13 protein-coding genes are annotated in these 17,169 nt (G+C 70.6%); 9 read left to right on the top strand and 4 right to left on the bottom strand.

Annotation, left to right across the window (positions count from 1 at the left end; all coding sequences use genetic code 11):
* Nucleotides 1-301: 301 nt before the first annotated feature.
* From ACFUPX_RS00810 to ACFUPX_RS00775, 8 genes are all read left to right on the top strand, one after another.
* Complete coding sequence (locus ACFUPX_RS00810; RefSeq protein ID WP_383313649.1) at nucleotides 302-3,499, top strand: alpha-L-rhamnosidase; 3,198 nt, start codon at nucleotides 302-304, stop codon at nucleotides 3,497-3,499.
* 33 nt (nucleotides 3,500-3,532) lie between these two features.
* A complete protein-coding gene (gene rhaI / locus ACFUPX_RS00805; protein WP_383313647.1) occupies nucleotides 3,533-4,702 on the top strand; it encodes an L-rhamnose isomerase in 1,170 nt (389 codons plus the stop codon).
* A 5-nt stretch (nucleotides 4,703-4,707) separates the two neighbouring features.
* Complete coding sequence (locus ACFUPX_RS00800; protein ID WP_383313911.1) at nucleotides 4,708-6,747, top strand: bifunctional aldolase/short-chain dehydrogenase; 2,040 nt, start codon at nucleotides 4,708-4,710, stop codon at nucleotides 6,745-6,747.
* 283 nt (nucleotides 6,748-7,030) lie between these two features.
* Nucleotides 7,031-8,518, top strand: coding sequence for a rhamnulokinase family protein (locus ACFUPX_RS00795; RefSeq protein WP_383313645.1), 1,488 nt, complete (start codon nucleotides 7,031-7,033; stop codon nucleotides 8,516-8,518).
* A gap of 84 nt (nucleotides 8,519-8,602) precedes the next feature.
* The gene (locus ACFUPX_RS00790) at nucleotides 8,603-9,364 is read left to right on the top strand and encodes a (Fe-S)-binding protein (RefSeq protein ID WP_383313643.1); all 762 of its coding nucleotides are present in this window, start codon (nucleotides 8,603-8,605) and stop codon (nucleotides 9,362-9,364) included.
* Nucleotides 9,361-10,872, top strand: a complete 1,512-nt coding sequence (locus tag ACFUPX_RS00785; RefSeq protein ID WP_383313641.1) for a lactate utilization protein B — start codon at nucleotides 9,361-9,363, stop codon at nucleotides 10,870-10,872. Before ACFUPX_RS00790 ends, ACFUPX_RS00785 begins: the two co-directional genes overlap by 4 nt.
* On the top strand, nucleotides 10,869-11,543 hold the full coding sequence (locus ACFUPX_RS00780) for a lactate utilization protein C (protein WP_383313639.1): 675 nt from the start codon (nucleotides 10,869-10,871) through the stop codon (nucleotides 11,541-11,543). The genes ACFUPX_RS00785 and ACFUPX_RS00780 overlap by 4 nt, the downstream gene beginning before the upstream one ends.
* 4 nt (nucleotides 11,544-11,547) lie before the next feature.
* Complete coding sequence (locus ACFUPX_RS00775) at nucleotides 11,548-12,711, top strand: ABC transporter ATP-binding protein (RefSeq protein ID WP_383313637.1); 1,164 nt, start codon at nucleotides 11,548-11,550, stop codon at nucleotides 12,709-12,711.
* Nucleotides 12,712-12,741: 30 nt separating this feature from the next.
* Here ACFUPX_RS00775 and ACFUPX_RS00770 read toward each other — a convergent pair whose 3' ends face one another.
* From ACFUPX_RS00770 to ACFUPX_RS00760, 3 genes are read right to left on the bottom strand one after another with little or no spacing between them, the layout of a single operon-like run.
* Nucleotides 12,742-13,650, bottom strand: a complete 909-nt coding sequence (locus ACFUPX_RS00770) for an ABC transporter substrate-binding protein (protein ID WP_383313909.1) — start codon at nucleotides 13,648-13,650, stop codon at nucleotides 12,742-12,744.
* A gap of 38 nt (nucleotides 13,651-13,688) precedes the next feature.
* Entirely contained in the window at nucleotides 13,689-14,369 is a 681-nt protein-coding gene (locus ACFUPX_RS00765; protein WP_383313635.1) for an ABC transporter permease, read from the bottom strand.
* Nucleotides 14,366-15,046 carry an ABC transporter permease gene (locus tag ACFUPX_RS00760; protein WP_383313634.1) on the bottom strand — a complete coding sequence of 227 codons (681 nt, stop codon included), beginning with the start codon at nucleotides 15,044-15,046 and terminating at the stop codon, nucleotides 14,366-14,368. Before ACFUPX_RS00760 ends, ACFUPX_RS00765 begins: the two co-directional genes overlap by 4 nt.
* Nucleotides 15,047-15,227: 181 nt before the next feature.
* Here ACFUPX_RS00760 and ACFUPX_RS00755 point away from each other — a divergent pair, with 181 nt between their 5' ends.
* Nucleotides 15,228-15,680 (top strand): SPW repeat protein, encoded by a 453-nt coding sequence (locus ACFUPX_RS00755; protein ID WP_383313632.1) that lies wholly within the window; start codon nucleotides 15,228-15,230, stop codon nucleotides 15,678-15,680.
* Nucleotides 15,681-15,775: 95 nt separating this feature from the next.
* Here ACFUPX_RS00755 and ACFUPX_RS00750 read toward each other — a convergent pair whose 3' ends face one another.
* Entirely contained in the window at nucleotides 15,776-17,140 is a 1,365-nt protein-coding gene (locus ACFUPX_RS00750; protein ID WP_383313630.1) for a GH1 family beta-glucosidase, read from the bottom strand.
* Nucleotides 17,141-17,169 lie beyond the last annotated feature (29 nt).

Below are 17,169 nucleotides of genomic sequence, written 5' to 3'. Positions count from 1 at the left end.
AAGGTCTGGCATGGGGTCCTGCTTGGGGATGAGGCATCGGGCGTTCGGCGTCGGGTGGGTCCGACGGCGTCGGGCGTCATCGGGAGTCACTCGCCGGACACCCGGCGTGAAAGGTTTCAATCAATTTCCAGGGAAGCTAAACCCGCGCCAACTACGGCGTCAATGGGCGTGACTTGAAAATCCTGTCACCACGCCAGGTGCCAAGGGCGAAGCTCTCCAGCCCCCTTGACATCAGGCGGCACTCTCCCTAGCTTCGCCTCTCGTGAAACGATTCACCGCCGAGTCGTTACGGAGTCGATAAGTGATCAGCAGAAGACGACTGCTCAGCACCACCGCCACGGCCGCCCTGGGAACGGCGATGGCCGCCGGGGCAGTTCCGGCCGCCCACGCCGCCCCGTCCGCGGGAAGCCGGGCTCTACGCGTGACCAGACCGACCGTCGAGTACGTCAGCCACCCGCTCGGCCTCGACGTACCGCGTCCGAGGCTGAGCTGGCCCCTGACGTCCGCCGAGGAGGGCCAGGCGCAGACCGCCTACCAAGTGCGTGTGGCCACCGATCCGGGGCGCCTGACGAAGCCCGACGTCTGGGACAGCGGCAAGGTCGCGTCGAGCGACTCCGTCCTGGTTCCCTACGCGGGTCCCGAGCTCAAGTCCCGTACGCGCTACTACTGGTCGGTGCGGGTCTGGGACGGCGCGGGCAAGGCCTCCGGCTGGAGTGAGCCCTCCTGGTGGGAGACCGGGCTCTCCGCGGCGAAGGACTGGACGGCACGGTGGATAGGCTCCCCCGCCTCACTCACCGGGGCGCCAGCGCTGGACGGCGCCTCGTGGATCTGGTTCCCCGAGGGTGACCCCGCCGGCAGCGCCCCGGCGGCCACCCGTTGGTTCCGCGGCCGCGTCGACGTCCCCGAGGGGGTGACCCGCGCGCGCCTCGTCACGACGGCCGACGACGGCCACACCGCCTACGTGAACGGCACGCGGGTGGCGCACACCGAAGCGGACGGCCCCGCCGACAACTGGCGCCGCCCCGTGGTCGTCGACGTGACGGCCCAGCTGCGCCCCGGGCCCGCGGTCGTCGCCGTGGCCGCCACCAATGCCACCACCGGTCCCGCCGGGCTGCTCGGCCTGCTCGAGGTGACGACCGCGGACGGCGTGCACACCCTGACCACCGACGGCACGTGGAAGACCACCGACAAGGAGCCCGCGGGCGACTGGCAGGCGACGGGGTACGACGACGGCTCCTGGCAGGCGGCGAAGGTCATCGCCGCCTGGGGTTCGGGCCCCTGGGGCAAGGTCGCCCCCAACCACTGCCCCGCCACGCAACTGCGCCACGAGTTCCGCCTGCGGGCGGGCAAGAAGGTCGCGCGGGCACGGCTGTACTCCACTGCCCTCGGCCTCTACGACGCCTGGCTGAACGGCGAGCGCGTCGGCGACGACCGCCTGGCGCCCGGCTGGACCGACTACAACAAGCGGGTCCAGTACCAGACGTACGACGTGACCAAGCAGCTCAAGTCCGGCGCCAACGCGCTGGGCGTGACGCTCGCGGTCGGCTGGTACGCGGGGAACGTCGGCATGTTCGGTCCGCACCAGTACGGTGACCGGCCCGCGCTCCTGGCCCAGTTGGAGGTCACGTACACCGACGGCTCGACCGACCGCGTGCTGTCCGGGACCGACTGGCGCACCGCCACCGGCCCGGTGACCGCCGCCGACCTCCTGTCGGGCGAGGACTACGACGCCCGCCTGGAGACGGCGGGCTGGACGCGCGCCGGATTCGACGACTCGCACTGGGTCGCGGCCGACGCCATCGACAAGGTCAAGGCCACCGTCGTCGCCCAGATCGACGGGCACACACGCGTGGAGAGCGAGATCTCCGCCCGCAAGGTGAGCGAGCCGAAGCCCGGCGTGTTCGTCTTCGACCTCGGCCAGAACATGGTCGGCGCGGTCCGTCTCGCCGTCTCCGGAAAGGCCGGCACGAAGGTCAGGCTGCGCCACGCGGAGGTGCTCAACCCCGACGGCACGGTCTACACCACCAACCTGCGGACCGCGGGCGCCACGGACACCTACACGCTCAAGGGCGGCGGCAAGGAGACCTTCGAGCCGCGCTTCACCTTCCACGGCTTCCGCTACGTGGAGGTGACCGGCTACCCGGGCACACCGCCGCGCGAAGCCGTGGTGGGCCGGGTGATCCACACCTCGGCGCCCTTCACGATGGACTTCAAGACGAACGTCCCCATGCTCAACCAGCTGCACAGCAACATCACCTGGGGCCAGCGCGGCAACTTCCTGTCCATCCCCACGGACACCCCCGCCCGCGACGAACGGCTCGGCTGGACCGGCGACATCAACGTCTTCGCACCGACCGCCGCCTACACCATGGAGTCGGCGCGCTTCCTCACCAAGTGGCTCGACGACCTGCGCGACGGGCAGCCCGACGACGGCGCCTTCCCCGACGTGGCCCCGTTCGTCGGCACCGTCGGCAAGGGCGTGGCCGGCTGGGGCGATGCCGGAGTGACCGTCCCCTGGGCGCTGTACCAGGCGTACGGGGACACACGCGTCCTGGAGCAGTCCTGGTCCTCGATGGTGAAGTGGCTCGACTACCTGGAGAAGCACAGCAGCGGCTACCTGCGCCCCGCCGAGGGCTACGGAGACTGGCTCAACATCCAGGACGAGACCCCCAAGGACGTCATCGGCACGGCCTACTTCGCGCACAGCGCGGACCTGGTCGCACAGGCCGCACAAGCCCTGGGCAAGGACCCGGCCCCGTACAAGAAGCTCTTCGGCAGCGTCCGTGACGCCTTCCGCGCGGCGTACGTGACCGGCGGAGGCCGGGTGAAGGGCGACACACAGACCGCGTACGTGCTGGCCCTCTCCATGGACCTGCTCGCCGACAGCGACCGCGCACCGGCCGCCGCCCGTCTGGTGGAGCTCATCAAGTCCAAGGAGTGGCACCTGTCGACGGGCTTCCTGGGCACCCCGCGGCTGCTCCCCGTCCTGACGGCCACCGGCCACACGGACGTCGCCTACCGCCTCCTGATCCAGCGGTCGTTCCCCAGCTGGGGCTACCAGATCGACAAGGGCGCCACGACGATGTGGGAGCGCTGGGACTCCATCAAGCCGGACGGCAGCTTCCAGGACGCCGGCATGAACTCCTTCAACCACTACGCCTACGGCTCGGTGGGCGAGTGGATGTACGCGAACATCGCGGGCATCGCACCGGCCGACCCCGGCTTCCGCAAGATCCTCGTCCGCCCGCGCCCCGGCGGCGGCGTCACGGAGGCCCAGGGCACCTTCGACGCGCTCTACGGCCCGGTCACCACCCACTGGAAGACGGACTCCGAAGGGTTCCGTCTCACCCTGACCCTGCCCGCCAACACCACGGCGGAGGTGTGGATCCCCGCCGACAAGCGCTCTCAAGTGACGCACGGCGAGACGGAGTTCCTGCGGATGGAGGACGGCTGCGCCGTCTTCGCCGCGGTCTCCGGCACCCACCGCTTCTCCAACTGACCCACCTCGACCGCTCTTTCGGAAGGCTGCGCGATGACCGCCGGAACCAGCAAGGACGCCGTGAAAGCGGCACTCACCACCCAGGCCCTGGAGACCCCGTCCTGGGCGTACGGCAACTCCGGTACGCGCTTCAAGGTCTTCGCGCAGCCAGGTGTCCCCCGCACGACCCGCGAAAAACTGGACGACGCCTCCCGGGTGCACGCCCACACGGGCGTGGCACCCAAGGTCGCCCTGCACATCCCCTGGGACAAGGTCGACGACTACGCGGCCCTCGCGGAGTACGCCGCCGAGCGCGGAGTGACGCTCGGCGCGATCAACGCCAACGTCTTCCAGGACGACGACTACAAACTCGGCTCGGTCACCAACCCCGACCCCACGGTCCGGCGCAAGGCGCTCGACCACCTCCTGGAGTGCGTGGACGTCATGGACGCGACGGGTTCACGCGACCTGAAGCTGTGGTTCTCCGACGGCACCAACTACCCGGGCCAGGACGACATCCGCACCCGCCAGGACCGTCTCTCGGAAGCCCTGCACACCACTTACGACCGCCTCGGCGACGACCAGCGCATGCTCATCGAGTACAAGCTCTTCGAGCCTGCCTTCTACGCGACGGACATCCCGGACTGGGGCACGGCGTACGCGCACTGCCTGAAGCTCGGGCCCAAGGCGCAGGTCGTCGTCGACACCGGCCACCACGCCCCGGGCACCAACATCGAGTTCATCGTCGCCACACTGCTGCGCGAAGGCCGCCTGGGCGCCTTCGACTTCAACTCGCGCTTCTACGCGGACGACGACCTGATGGCGGGCGCCGCCGACCCCTTCCAGCTCTTCCGGATCATGTACGAGGTCGTCCGCGGCGGAGGCCTGACCTCCGACATCGCGTTCATGCTGGACCAGTGCCACAACATCGAGGCGAAGATCCCCGCGATCATCCGCTCGGTGATGAACGTGCAGGAGGCCACGGCGAAGGCGCTGCTCGTCGACGCCGACGCACTGGCCGAGGCCCAGCGGACCGGCGACGTGCTGGCCGCCAACGCCGTCCTGATGGACGCCTACAACACCGACGTCCGTCCCCTACTGGCAGAAGTCAGGGAGGACTCGGGGCTCGACCCGGATCCCATGAGGGCCTATCGGGAGTCAGGCTGGCAGGAGCAGATCGTCAAGGACCGCGTGGGCGGCGAGCAGGCCGGATGGGGGGCATGAGCGACATGACACAGCACGCACGGATCAAGGAACTTCTGGACCGCGCCCACCGCTTGGGCGCCGACCCGCGCAACACGAATTACGCGGGCGGCAACGCGTCGGCGAAGGGCACGGCCCCCGACCCGGTCACCGGCGCGGACACCGACCTGATGTGGGTCAAGGGCTCGGGCGGCGACCTGGGCACGCTCACCGAGGAGGGCCTGGCGGTCCTGCGCCTCGACCGCCTCCACGCGCTGAAGGAGGTGTACGGGGGCGCGGATCGCGAGGACGAGATGGTCGCCGCCTTCGACTACTGCCTGCACGGCAAGGGCGGCGCCGCCCCCTCCATCGACACGGCCATGCACGCCCTGGTGGACGCGGAGCACGTGGACCACCTCCACCCGGACTCGGGCATCGCCCTGGCGTGCGCCGCCGACGGCGAGAAGCTGACAGCCCAGTGCTTCGGCTCCACGGTGGCCTGGGTGCCCTGGCGCCGTCCCGGCTTCCAGCTGGGCCTGGACATCGCGGCGGTGCAGGCGGCGAACCCCGACGCCATCGGCTGCGTCCTGGGCGGTCACGGCATCACGGCCTGGGGCGCCACGGCGCAGGAGTGCGAGCGCAACTCTCTGCACATCATCCGCACGGCGGAGGCATTCCTGACCGAACACGGCAGGCCCGCCCCGTTCGGTCCTGCCCTGGAGGGCTACGGCCCGCTTCCCACAGCCGCCCGCCACCGCCGCGCGGCCGAACTGGCGCCCTACATCCGCTCGCTGGCGTCTCAGGACCGCCCCCAGATCGGCCACTTCACCGACTCGGACACCGTGCTCGACTTCCTGACCGGCGCGGAACACCCGCGCCTGGCGGCCCTGGGGACCTCCTGCCCGGACCACTTCCTGCGCACGAAGATCAGGCCCCTGGTCCTGGACCTCCCGCCCACCGCCCCGCTCACGGAGGCCATCACCCGCCTCAAGGAACTGCACACCGCGTACCGCGCGGAGTACGCGGCCTACTACGCCCGCCACGCCGACCCGACCTCTCCCGCGATGCGCGGCGCCGACCCGGCCATCGTCCTCGTTCCGGGCGTAGGAATGTTCTCCTTCGGCAAGGACAAGCAGACGGCGCGCGTGGCGGGCGAGTTCTACGTGAACGCCATCAACGTCATGCACGGCGCCGAGGCCGTCTCCGCCTACGCGCCGATCGACGAGTCGGAGAAGTTCCGCATCGAGTACTGGCCGCTGGAAGAGGCGAAGCTCCAGCGGCTGCCCAAGCCCAAGCCGCTGGCGACCCGCGTCGCCCTGGTGACCGGCGCGGGCAGCGGCATCGGCAAGGCGATCGCCCACCGCCTGGTCGCCGAGGGGGCCTGCGTCGCGGTGGCGGATCTCAACGCGGAGAACGCCGCGGCGGTGGCCGAGGAGTTGGGCGGGCCGGACAAGGCGATCGCCATCCCCATGGACGTCACGTCCGAGGACCAGATCACAGCTGCCTTCGCCGCCGCGGCCCTGGCGTTCGGCGGGGTGGACCTGGTGGTGAACAACGCGGGCATCTCCATCTCCAAGCCCCTGCTCGACACCACGGCCCGCGACTGGGACCTGCAGCACGACATCATGGCCCGCGGGTCCTTCCTCGTCTCCCGCGAGGCGGCCCGCGTCATGCGGGACCAGGCCCTGGGCGGCGACATCATCTACATCACGTCCAAGAACGCGGTGTTCGCCGGCCCGAACAACATCGCGTACTCCGCCACCAAGGCGGACCAGGCCCACCAGGTCCGCCTCCTCGCCGCCGAGCTGGGCGAGTTCGGCATACGCGTGAACGGCATCAACCCGGACGGCGTGGTCCGCGGCTCGGGGATCTTCGCGGGCGGATGGGGCGCGCAGCGCGCGGCGACGTACGGGATCGAGGAGGAGAACCTGGGCGAGTTCTACGCCCAGCGCACCCTCCTCAAGCGCGAGGTGCTCCCCGAGCACGTGGCCAACGCGGTCTTCGCCCTGACCGCGGGCGACCTGTCCCACACGACGGGCCTGCACATACCCGTGGACGCGGGCGTGGCGGCGGCGTTCCTGAGGTAACCCCAACCCCCTCCGGTCGGCGCCACGAGCCCGACCGGAGGGACGCTCCGTACCGGTGAGAAGCGGCAGACCACTGGCCCGCAGCCGCGCATCCGACCGGAGAGGACGTGCCGGTATGTCCGCCCGGAGCACGGCACGCGGCGCTCCGGTACCGAAGTGGCCACGCGCTCAAACCGAGAGAGCGAGGACGGACATACCGGCGCGGCCCCGCCCCCCAGAGCACAGCGCGCGGACCGAACACCCGCACTCAACCCTCAGCCCTCAACCAACCCTGCGAGCCACCATGCCCAACCCCCGCTCACCACACCACTTCGCCGCGATCGACCTCGGCGCCTCCAGCGGACGCGTCATGGTGGCCCGGACAGGCCCCGACACCCTCACGCTCCACGAGGCACACCGCTTCCCCAACCGTCCGGTCCGCGCAGCCGGCACCCTGCACTGGGACATCCTGTCGCTGTACGCCGGAGTCCTCGACGGCCTGCGCGCCGCAGGCGCCACCGCCCCCCTCACCTCCATCGGCATCGACGGCTGGGCAGTGGACTACGGCCTCCTGGACGCGGACGGCATGCTGCTGGGCAACCCGGTGCACTACCGGGACACCCGCACCGAGGGCATCGCGGCCAAGGCGTGGACGACGGTCCCGGCCACCGAGCTCTACGCCACGACAGGCGTCCAGTACGCCCCCTTCAACACCCTGTACCAACTCATGGCCGCCCAAGGGACGCCCCAACTTGCCGCGGCCAAGCATCTGTTGCTGATCCCGGACCTCCTGACGTACTGGCTGACCGGCGAGCTCGGCACGGAGCTGACCAACGCCTCCACCACGCAGTTGATCGACCCCGGCACACAGGGCTGGTCCCGCGAGGTGGCAACGCGCCTGGGCATCGACCTCGGGCTGTTCCCTCCCGTGCGGCGACCGGGCGATCCGGCGGGCCACCTGCTCCCGCAGGTCCTGGAGGACACCGGCCTGAGCACACCCACCCCCCTCACGACGGTCGCCTCGCACGACACCGCGTCAGCGGTCGCCGCCGTCCCCGCCACGACCGGGTACTTCGCCTACATCTGCACCGGCACCTGGTCGCTTGCGGGCCTGGAGCTCGCCGCCCCCGTCCGTACGGAGGAGAGCCGGGCGGCCAACTTCACCAACGAGCTCGGCATCGACGGCACGGTCCGCTACCTGCGCAACATCATGGGCCTGTGGCTCCTCCAGGAGTGCCTGCGCACCTGGGCGACGGACCCCGAAACCACCACCCCCGACCTGGATCAACTCCTCCGCGAAGCCGCCACCGCCCCCGCCCTTCGCTCCCTCGTCGACGCGGCGGACCCCGCCTTCCTGCTCCCCGGCGACATGCCGCACCGCATCGCCCAGGTCTGCCGGGCCACGGGACAGCCCGTCCCCGGCACCCCCGCCGAGACGACGCGCTGCATACTCGACTCCCTGGCGCTTGCCCACCGCCGCGCCATCGAGGACGCCCAACGCCTCGCGGACCGGCCCGTGGACGTCGTCCACATAGTCGGCGGCGGCGCCCGCAACGCCCTCCTGTGCCAGCTGACGGCGGACGCCTGCGGGCTGCCGGTCGTCGCGGGCCCGGCGGAGGCGGCCGCCCTGGGCAACGTCCTCGTACAGGCGCGGGCGCACGGCCTTCTGCGGGACCGTCATGAGATGCGCGCCCTGCTGGCCCGCACCCAGCAGTCGACTCGCTACGAGCCGACCGGCGACCCCGCACGCCGGGCGGCATGGGAGGAAGCATCGCGACGCGTCGCCGCGTGACGCGTGCCCGCATCATGACTTCCCGCAAAGCGAGCGCAGCACATACGCTGCATCCATCCGATGATCGACGAGGAGGAACCCGCGATGCGTGTCGCTCTGTTCCTGACCTGTGTCAACGACACGCTCTATCCCGACACGGGCCGCGCGGTGGTGAAACTGCTGACCAGGCTAGGAGTTGAGGTCGACTTCCCGATGGCGCAGACCTGCTGCGGGCAGGCGCACTACAACACGGGTTACCGCCACCAGGCAGAGCCGCTCGCCCGTCATTTCTCCGATGTCTTCGGCTCGGACGAGTACGACGCGATCGTGACGCCGTCCGGTTCGTGCGGTGCGATGGTCCGCGAGCTGTACCCCCGTATGGGAGAGCGGGCCCGTGCCGAGGGCCGGGGCGACGGCCTGGCGACCACGCTGGCCCCCGTCGTTCCCAAGACGTACGAACTCACCGAGTTCCTGGTGGACATCCTCGGTGTGACGGACGTGGGGGCGTACTACCCGCACACGGTGACCTACCACCCGACCTGCCACGGCCTGCGCAGCCTCGGGCTTGGCGACCGCCCCACGCGGCTGCTCCAAGCGGTCAAGGGGCTGGAGCTGCGCGCGCTTCCGGGCGCGGACGAGTGCTGCGGCTTCGGCGGCACCTTCGCGATGAAGAACTCCGATGTCTCGTCGGCGATGGGCACGGACAAGGTGCGCAACGCCGAGTCGACGGGCGCCGACGCGCTGTGCGCGGCGGACAACTCCTGTCTGATGCACATCGGGGGCACGCTGACCCGGCTCAGGAGCGGTGTACGCCCGGTCCACATCGCGGAGATCCTGGCGAGCACGGAAGAGGAGCCCCTGTCATGAGTGGCGCGAGCGGCACGTTCGTAGGCATGCCCGCCTTCCCCACGGCGGCCCGCGAGGCCGTGGGGAACAAGACCCTGCGCGCCAATCTGCGGCACGCCACCCACACCATCCGCGACAAACGGGCCCGCGCGGTCGCCGAGCTGGACGACTGGGCGCAGCTCCGCGAGGCGGGCAAGCGGATCAAGGACGAGACGCTGCGCCATCTCGACCACTACCTCGTCCAGTTGGAGGAGTCGGTCACTGCGGCGGGCGGCGTCGTGCACTGGGCGGCGGACGCGGACGAGGCGAACCGCATCGTGACCGCGCTGGTCAAGGCCAGTGGCGGCAGCGACGCCGAGAAGCGCGAGGTCGTCAAGGTCAAGTCGATGGCCACGCAGGAGATCGGCCTCAACGAAGCGCTGGAGGCCGAGGGCATCCACGCCTACGAGACCGACCTGGCCGAGCTCATCGTGCAGCTGGGCAAGGACCGTCCCTCGCACATCCTCGTCCCCGCCATCCACCGCAACCGCGGCGAGATCCGCGAGATCTTCGCGCGCGAGATGGGCGAGTGGGGCCGCCCGGCCCCGGAGGGGCTGACGGACACCCCGGCGGAGCTGGCCGAGGCCGCGCGTCTCCACCTCCGGGAGAAGTTCCTGCGCGCCAAGATCGGCGTCTCCGGGGCGAACTTCATGGTCGCCGAGACGGGCACCCTGGTGGTCGTCGAGTCGGAGGGCAACGGCCGCATGTGCCTCACGCTCCCCGAGACGCTGATCTCGGTGGTCGGCATCGAGAAGATCGTGCCGACCTGGCGGGACCTGGAGGTCTTCCTCCAGACGCTGCCCCGCTCGTCGACGGCCGAGCGGATGAACCCGTACACGTCGATGTGGACGGGCACCTCCGATGAGGACGGGCCGAGCACCTTCCACCTCGTGCTCCTCGACAACGGCCGCAGCGACACGCTCGCCGACGAGGTGGGCCGCCAGGCGCTGCGCTGCATCCGCTGTTCCGCCTGTCTCAACGTCTGCCCGGTGTACGAACGGGCCGGAGGCCACGCGTACGGCTCGGTCTACCCCGGCCCCATCGGCGCGATCCTCAGCCCGCAGCTCCGCGGCACCCAGAGCGAGATCGACGCCTCGCTCCCCTACGCCTCGTCCCTCTGCGGCGCCTGCTACGAGGTGTGCCCGGTGGCCATCGACATCCCCGAGGTCCTCGTCCACCTGCGGGAGCGCGTGGTCCAGGGCGGCGAAGTGACACGGGACGGCACGCGGGTGACGCTGCGGCCCGCGAAGGGGCACGCGGCGGAGCGGGCGGCGATGCGCGCGGCGGGCTGGGCGTTCGGCCGTCCGGGGGCGTTGCGGGCCGGGCAGCGGCTTGCGTCCGGGACCCGGCGCGTTCATCCACGCACGCTTCCCGGACCCGGCAGGGCATGGAGCGCGACGCGGGATCTGCCGAAGGTGCCGACGGAGCCGTTCCGCGACTGGTGGCAGCGTACGAACGGCGGCCAGGCGGAGAAGGGCGGCACGAAGTGAGCAGCAGGGACCAGATCCTGGGCCGCGTCCGGCGGGCGCTGGCGGACATCCCGGACGACAAGGAGACGTACGACTACGACCGGGCCGTCCCCCGCGACTACCTGCGCGAGCACGGCGACCGTTCTCCCCTCCAGACCATCGACCTGCTCGCGGAGAACCTGGCGGACTATCGCGCGACGGTGCACCGCGCGGACGGCGACCAGCTCCCCGCCCTCCTCGCGCGGCTGCTCACCGAGCGGGGGTCACGCACGGTGCTCGTGCCGCCCGCGCTGCCGCCCCACTGGCTGGCCGAAGGCGCTCCGGCCGCTCTCGTCCAGGACCTCGCGACGCACACCGCGCGGGAGCTGGACACGGTGGACAGCGTGGTCACCGGATGTGCGGTGGCCGTCGCCGAGACCGGCACGATCGTCCTGGACGGCGGCCCCGACCAGGGCAGACGGCGCATCACCCTCGTGCCCGATCACCACATCTGCGTCGTACGGATCCCCGACCAGGTCGTCTCCTCCGTCCCACAGGCACTCGAACGGCTCGATCCCGCCCACCCGCTGACGTGGATCTCGGGACCGTCGGCGACCAGCGACATCGAACTGGACCGGGTGGAGGGCGTGCACGGCCCGCGCACCTTGGAGGTGGTGCTGGTGAGCGGAGTCCGAAGGCCGCGGTTAGCGTGAGTGCATGATCCGGTTCGAGCAGGTGAGCAAGCGCTACCCGGACGGCACCATGGCCGTGGACGAGCTGTCCTTCGAGGTCGCCGAGGGTGAACTGGTCACGCTCGTCGGACCGTCCGGGTGCGGCAAGACGACCACGATGATGATGGTGAACCGCCTCATCGAGCCGACGGCGGGCCGCATCTTCGTCAACGACGAGAACATCGCGGACGTCGACCCGGTCCGGCTGCGCCGCCGTATCGGCTATGTCATCCAGCAGGTGGGGCTCTTCCCGCACCGGACGATCCTCGACAACACGGCGACCGTCCCCGCACTGATCGGCTGGAAGAAGGCGAAGGCGCGGGCGCGGGCGGCCGAGCTGCTCGACCTGGTGGGCCTTGACCCCAAGACGTACGGCTCCCGCTATCCCGAGCAGTTGTCCGGCGGCCAGCGCCAGCGTGTCGGCGTGGCACGCGCCCTGGCCGCCGATCCGCCCGTGCTCCTCATGGACGAGCCGTTCGGCGCGGTCGACCCGGTGGTGCGCGAGCAGTTGCAGGACGAGTTCCTGCGGATGCAGGCGGCGGTCCGCAAGACGGTTCTCCTGGTCACGCACGACATCGAGGAGGCGGTCAGGCTCGGTGACCGGATCGCGGTGTACGGGCAGGGACGCATCGAGCAGTTCGACACACCTGGGGCGGTGCTTGGCACTCCGGCGACGCCGTACGTCGCCGAGTTCGTGGGCGCGGACCGGGGCCTGAAGCGTCTCTCGGTCACCGAGATCCTGGCGGAGGACCTGGAGCAGCCGGTGGTGGCCAAGCTGGACGAGCCCGCGGCGCAGGCCGCGGCCAGGCTGCGCGAGCAGGACGCCCGCTGGGCGGTCGTCCTGGACACGGACGGCGATCTGCACGGCTGGGTCGGCATCGACGAGGTGACCCTGGCCGGCGAGGGCGGCAGAGTGGGCGACCTGGCCCATCGCATGAAGGCCTGGGTCCCGGTCGGCGCCCCGCTCAAGCAGGCGTTCGGCGTGATGCTCCAGCACGACGCGGGCTGGGTCGCGGTCCTCGACGGGGCCCGCTTCCTCGGCGTACTGACCCCCGCCAAGCTCCACGAGGCCCTGCGCCGCTCGGTGGACGCGGACGCCCAGGGCGTCCCACGCACCCAGGTGGAGTTCGACTCCGTCGCCGACGCCTGAGCCCGCGCCCGCCTGCCGCCGCGGGCTCGGTCAGAGCAGCCCCTTCTCCTCCAGGTACGTCCGCGCCACGTCCTGCGGCAGCCGACGCCAGCTGTCCACCTGTTCGTTCATGGAGGCCAGGTCCGCCGTCGTCAGGACCGAGTTGAGGCGGCCCAGTGCGTTCGCCACGCCCTTGCTGCCGGCGCGGGAGCGATTGACCACCGGGACGATGTAGTCGGCGTTCTGCAGTTTCTTGTCGTCCTTCAGGAGGACCAGGCCGAAGTTGTCGAGCGTGGCGTCCGTCGATGTCGTCAGGACCATCTGGTCCTGGCCGCTCTGCACGGCCTTCTTGGCCTGGGTCGTGCCCACGCCCTTGGGGTCCACGGAGGTGACGTCGATGCCGTAGACCTTCTTCAGGCCGGGTTCGCAGTACGGGCGTTGCACGCATTCGTCGCCCGCGGCGAGGCGTACCTTCAGGCCCGACTTGCCGAGGTCGCTCAGTGTCTTGAGGCGGTGCTGCTCGGCGTAGGACGCGGTGACGGCGAACGCGTTCTGGTCGACGGCCTTCCCCGGGTCCAGGACGGTGAGACCTCGCGGGGCGGCCAGTCCGCGCAGGGCCTTCATCGTGGCGTCCAGGTCGGGGGAGCCGACCGGCTTCGCGTCCGCGCCGTTCTTCTTGGCGTTCAGCCAGTCCGCGAACGTCGCCGCGTACTCGGGGACGACGTCGATCTGCCCGGCCTCCAGCGCCGGTTCGTACAGCTCGCGGTTGGCCACGGAGAGGATCTCCGCGCCGTATCCGGCCTTCGTCAGGAGCAGGGAGTACATCTGGGCGAGCAGGTCGCTCTCGGTGAACCCCGCCGAGCCGACGACCAGGTGGTGGCTGTCGCCGGGCGGCGCGGTGACCTCGCCCTGCGTCTCCAGGGACGGCCCCGACCCGCAGCCGGACAGCAGCAGGACCATGGCCACCGCCGCACCCGCACCCGCACCCGTACGCCGCTTCATCCCGTACGACCTCTCCCCCGCGCCCACCCGGGAGCGAGCCGTTCGCCGATCTCGAAGAGTCCCTCGACGATCAGCGCGAACACGGCGACGAGGACGGCCCCCGCCACCACCTGCGGTGTACTGGCGAGGTTGAACCCGGCCGTGATGATCCGGCCGAGCCCCCCGCCGCCGGCGAGCGCCGCGATCGTTGCGGTGGCGACGAGCTGCACGGCGGCGATCCGCACCCCGCTGAGGACCAGCGGCATCGCGAGCGGCAGTTCGACCCGCCACAGCATCTGCCGTCCCGTCATGCCCATGCCCCGCGCGGCCTGTACGACGCTGCGGTCGACCCCGCGCATCCCGACGTACGCGTTGGTGAGCAGCGGCGGCACGGCGAACAGGACGAGCGCGACGACGGTGGGGCCCTCGCCCCAGTTCCCGATCGGGGTGAGGAGCAGCAGGACGAGGACGGCGAAGGTGGGGACCGCGCGGCCGACGTTGGAGATGTTGACCGCCAGGGCGCCGCCCTTGCCCAGGTGGCCCAGGACGAGTGCGACCGGCAGCGCGATCAGACAGCTCAGCAGCAGACAGACCACGGTGAGGACCATGTGCTGGGTGAGCCGGTGCCAGATGCCGTCGTCGCCCGCCCAGTGCGCCGAGTCGGTGAGCCACTGCCAGGCATCGCTGATGGTGTTCATGAGCGGACCGCCCTCGTCCACGGGGTGAGGATCCGCTGCACGCCAAGGAGCAGCAGATCGGCCAGTACGGCGATGACGACGCACAGCACGGACGCGGTCAGGACCTGCGCCTTGAAGTAGGTGTTCATGCCCGCGTAGATGAGGTTGCCGAGCCCGCCGAAGCCGACGATCGCGCCGACCGTGACGAGGGAGACCGCGGAGACGGTGGCGATGCGCAGGCCCGCCATCGCGGCGGGCAGCGCGAGCGGCAGTTCGACGGTGAGCAGCAGCCGGATGGGCCCGTATCCCATGCCCCGGGCGGCCTGCCGGGTGTCCTCGGGGACGGCGCGCAGACCGGCCAGGATGTTGCGGACGAGCAGCGTCAGTGAGTACAGGACGAGTCCCGCGACCACGAGGGACGCGGAGAGGCCGTACACGGGAAGGAGCAGCGAGAACATCGCGAGCGAGGGGATCGTGTAGAGGACCGTGGTCAGCGCGAGGACAGGACCGGCCGCCAGGGCCCAGCGGCGGGCGACGACGGCCAGCGGGACGGCGATGACGAGCGCGATGAGGACGGATACCGCGGTCAGCTCCAGATGCTGGAGGACCGCGTCGAGGATGATCTGGCGGCGGGTGCTCAGATACTCACCGCAGATCCACTCGTTGCGCGCTAGGCAGTCGTCCGGGGGCGCGGTCACGTGTCCATTCCAGCGGGCGTGCCGGGGGACGGCGCGTTCTGGTCCCCCGTACGGGCGGCCATCGGCGGATCACATATCGCCCTCAATTACGCATAAAGAAAAAATAAGAGCAGAATGGATGTGCGCGACATCCCGCCGCGCGACGTGATCAGGCCTGCACGAACCAGAGGAGACGAGTCAGATGGCCGACGTCTCACACAGGGGAGACATAGCCGCTCACCCTGACGTATCAGAAATGCGGGATCGATACGCCCGCGTACTCGGTGGACGCGACGTGGCACTCGTGGACGGGCCCGTGTTCCTCACGGGCCTCTTCTGTGCCATCTCCCCCTGGGTGGTCCACTTCACCACCAGCCAGCCCGTCCTCGCGACGCACAACCTCATCATGGGCATCGCGATCGGCCTGCTGGGTCTTGGATTCACCGTCGCACCGGCCAGGATGTACGGCCTGAGCTGGGCCATGTGCGCCATGGGCGTATGGATGATCGTGTCGCCGTGGGTCGTGGGCACCAGCCCCGACATGGGCGTCGTCCTCACCAACGTCATCATCGGCGCCCTCACCCTCCTGCTCGGCCTCGTGTGTACGGGCGCGGCCGCGAAGGAGAGCCGAAAGGTCACCCCGAACTCCACCTGACGGACCCGAGAGCAGGAAGGCGGGCCAAGGACGCCGCAGCGGCCCCCGGATCGGCGGAGAGCCGGGAGCCGCTGTCGGCACGCTCGGGGCCGCCGTCAGGCGGCGCGGCTCACCCGCCCCTGGTGGCCGCGGATGATGTCGGCATAGCGCAGGCCGCTGCCCTTGACGGTGCGGCGCTGCGTCTCGTAGTCGACGTGGACCAGGCCGAACCGCTTGTCGTAGCCATAAGCCCACTCGAAGTTGTCGAGCAGCGACCACGCGTAGTACCCGGCGAGGGGCGCTCCCTTGCGGGCGGCGCTCGCACAGGCCGCGAGGTGGCGGATCAGGTAGTCGGTGCGCTCCGGGTCGTCGATCGTCCCGTCGGGGCGTACGACGTCGGGGTAGGACGAGCCGTTCTCGGTGACGTACAGCTTGCGCGCGCCGTATTCGTTCGTGAGGCGCAGCAGGAGCGTCTCGATGCCGCTCGCGTCGATCTCCCAGTCCATGCCCGTGCGGGGGACGCCCTCGCGGCGCACCTGGTGGGCGTAGGGCGCGGGGCCCGCGGGGTCGTCGCAGACCACGGCCGGGAAGTAGTAGTTCAGGCCCAGCCAGTCCAGCGGCTGGGCGATGGTCGCCAAGTCGCCTGCGCGCTCCGGGAGTTCGACCCCGTAGACCTCCTGCATGTCCGCGGGGAAGCCACGGCCGTGGACCGGGTCCAGCCACCAGCGGTTGGTGTGGCCGTCCACGCGGCGGGCCGCCGCCACGTCTTCGGGGCGGTCACTGGCGGGCTCCACCGTGGAGAGGTTGTTGACGATGCCGATCTGCGCGCCGGGCGCCGCGGCGCGGATCGCCTGGGTGGCGAGACCGTGCCCGAGCAGCAGGTGGTAGGAGGCGCGCACGGCGGCGGTCAGGTCGGTCAGGCCCGGGGCCATCCGGCCTTCGAGGTGGCCGATCCACGCCGAGCAGAGGGGTTCGTTGAGCGTGGCCCACTGGGTGACGCGGTCGCCGAAGCGCTCGGCGGCGAGGGACGCGTACGCGGCGAAGTGCTCGGCCGTCTCCCGCTCGGGCCAGCCGCCGCGGTCCTGGAGCACCTGCGGCAGGTCCCAGTGGTAGAGGGTCACCGACGGTGTGATGCCCGCTTCGAGCAGCCCGTCGATCAACTGGTCGTAGAAGTCCAGGCCCTTGGCGTTGGGCGGGCCGTCGCCACCGGGCACGATGCGCGGCCAGGCCAGGGACAACCGGTAGGCGTTGGTGCCCAGTTGCTTCATCAGCGCGATGTCCTCGCGCCAGCGGTGGTAGTGGTCGCAGGCCACGTCGCCGTGATCGTCGTTGTCGATCTTTCCGGGGGTGTGCGAGAAGGTGTCCCAGATCGAGGGGGAACGGCCGTCCTCGGTGACGGCCCCTTCGATCTGGTACGCCGATGTGGCCGTGCCCCACGTGAAGTCGTGCGGGAGTGCGGCAAGGTCGATGAGCTCGGACACGGACGTCCTCTCAGACGTGAGGGAATCAG

Origin of the sequence: Streptomyces sp. NPDC057302 (assembly GCF_042667685.1) — a bacterium.
Classification (GTDB): domain Bacteria; phylum Actinomycetota; class Actinomycetes; order Streptomycetales; family Streptomycetaceae; genus Streptomyces.
This window is presented reverse-complemented; position numbering and strand designations above follow the sequence as displayed.

Excerpts from the sequence above, each read along its gene's own strand:
- rhaI (WP_383313647.1), top strand. The coding sequence starts at position 3,533 with ATGACCGCCGGAACCAGCAAGGACGCCGTGAAAGCGGCACTCACCACC.
- ACFUPX_RS00800 (WP_383313911.1), top strand. The coding sequence starts at position 4,708 with ATGACACAGCACGCACGGATCAAGGAACTTCTGGACCGCGCCCACCGC.
- ACFUPX_RS00795 (WP_383313645.1), top strand. The coding sequence starts at position 7,031 with ATGCCCAACCCCCGCTCACCACACCACTTCGCCGCGATCGACCTCGGC.
- ACFUPX_RS00790 (WP_383313643.1), top strand. The coding sequence starts at position 8,603 with ATGCGTGTCGCTCTGTTCCTGACCTGTGTCAACGACACGCTCTATCCC.
- ACFUPX_RS00785 (WP_383313641.1), top strand. The coding sequence starts at position 9,361 with ATGAGTGGCGCGAGCGGCACGTTCGTAGGCATGCCCGCCTTCCCCACG.
- ACFUPX_RS00775 (WP_383313637.1), top strand. The coding sequence starts at position 11,548 with ATGATCCGGTTCGAGCAGGTGAGCAAGCGCTACCCGGACGGCACCATG.
- ACFUPX_RS00770 (WP_383313909.1), bottom strand. The coding sequence starts at position 13,650 with ATGGTCCTGCTGCTGTCCGGCTGCGGGTCGGGGCCGTCCCTGGAGACG.
- ACFUPX_RS00765 (WP_383313635.1), bottom strand. The coding sequence starts at position 14,369 with ATGAACACCATCAGCGATGCCTGGCAGTGGCTCACCGACTCGGCGCAC.
- ACFUPX_RS00755 (WP_383313632.1), top strand. The coding sequence starts at position 15,228 with ATGGCCGACGTCTCACACAGGGGAGACATAGCCGCTCACCCTGACGTA.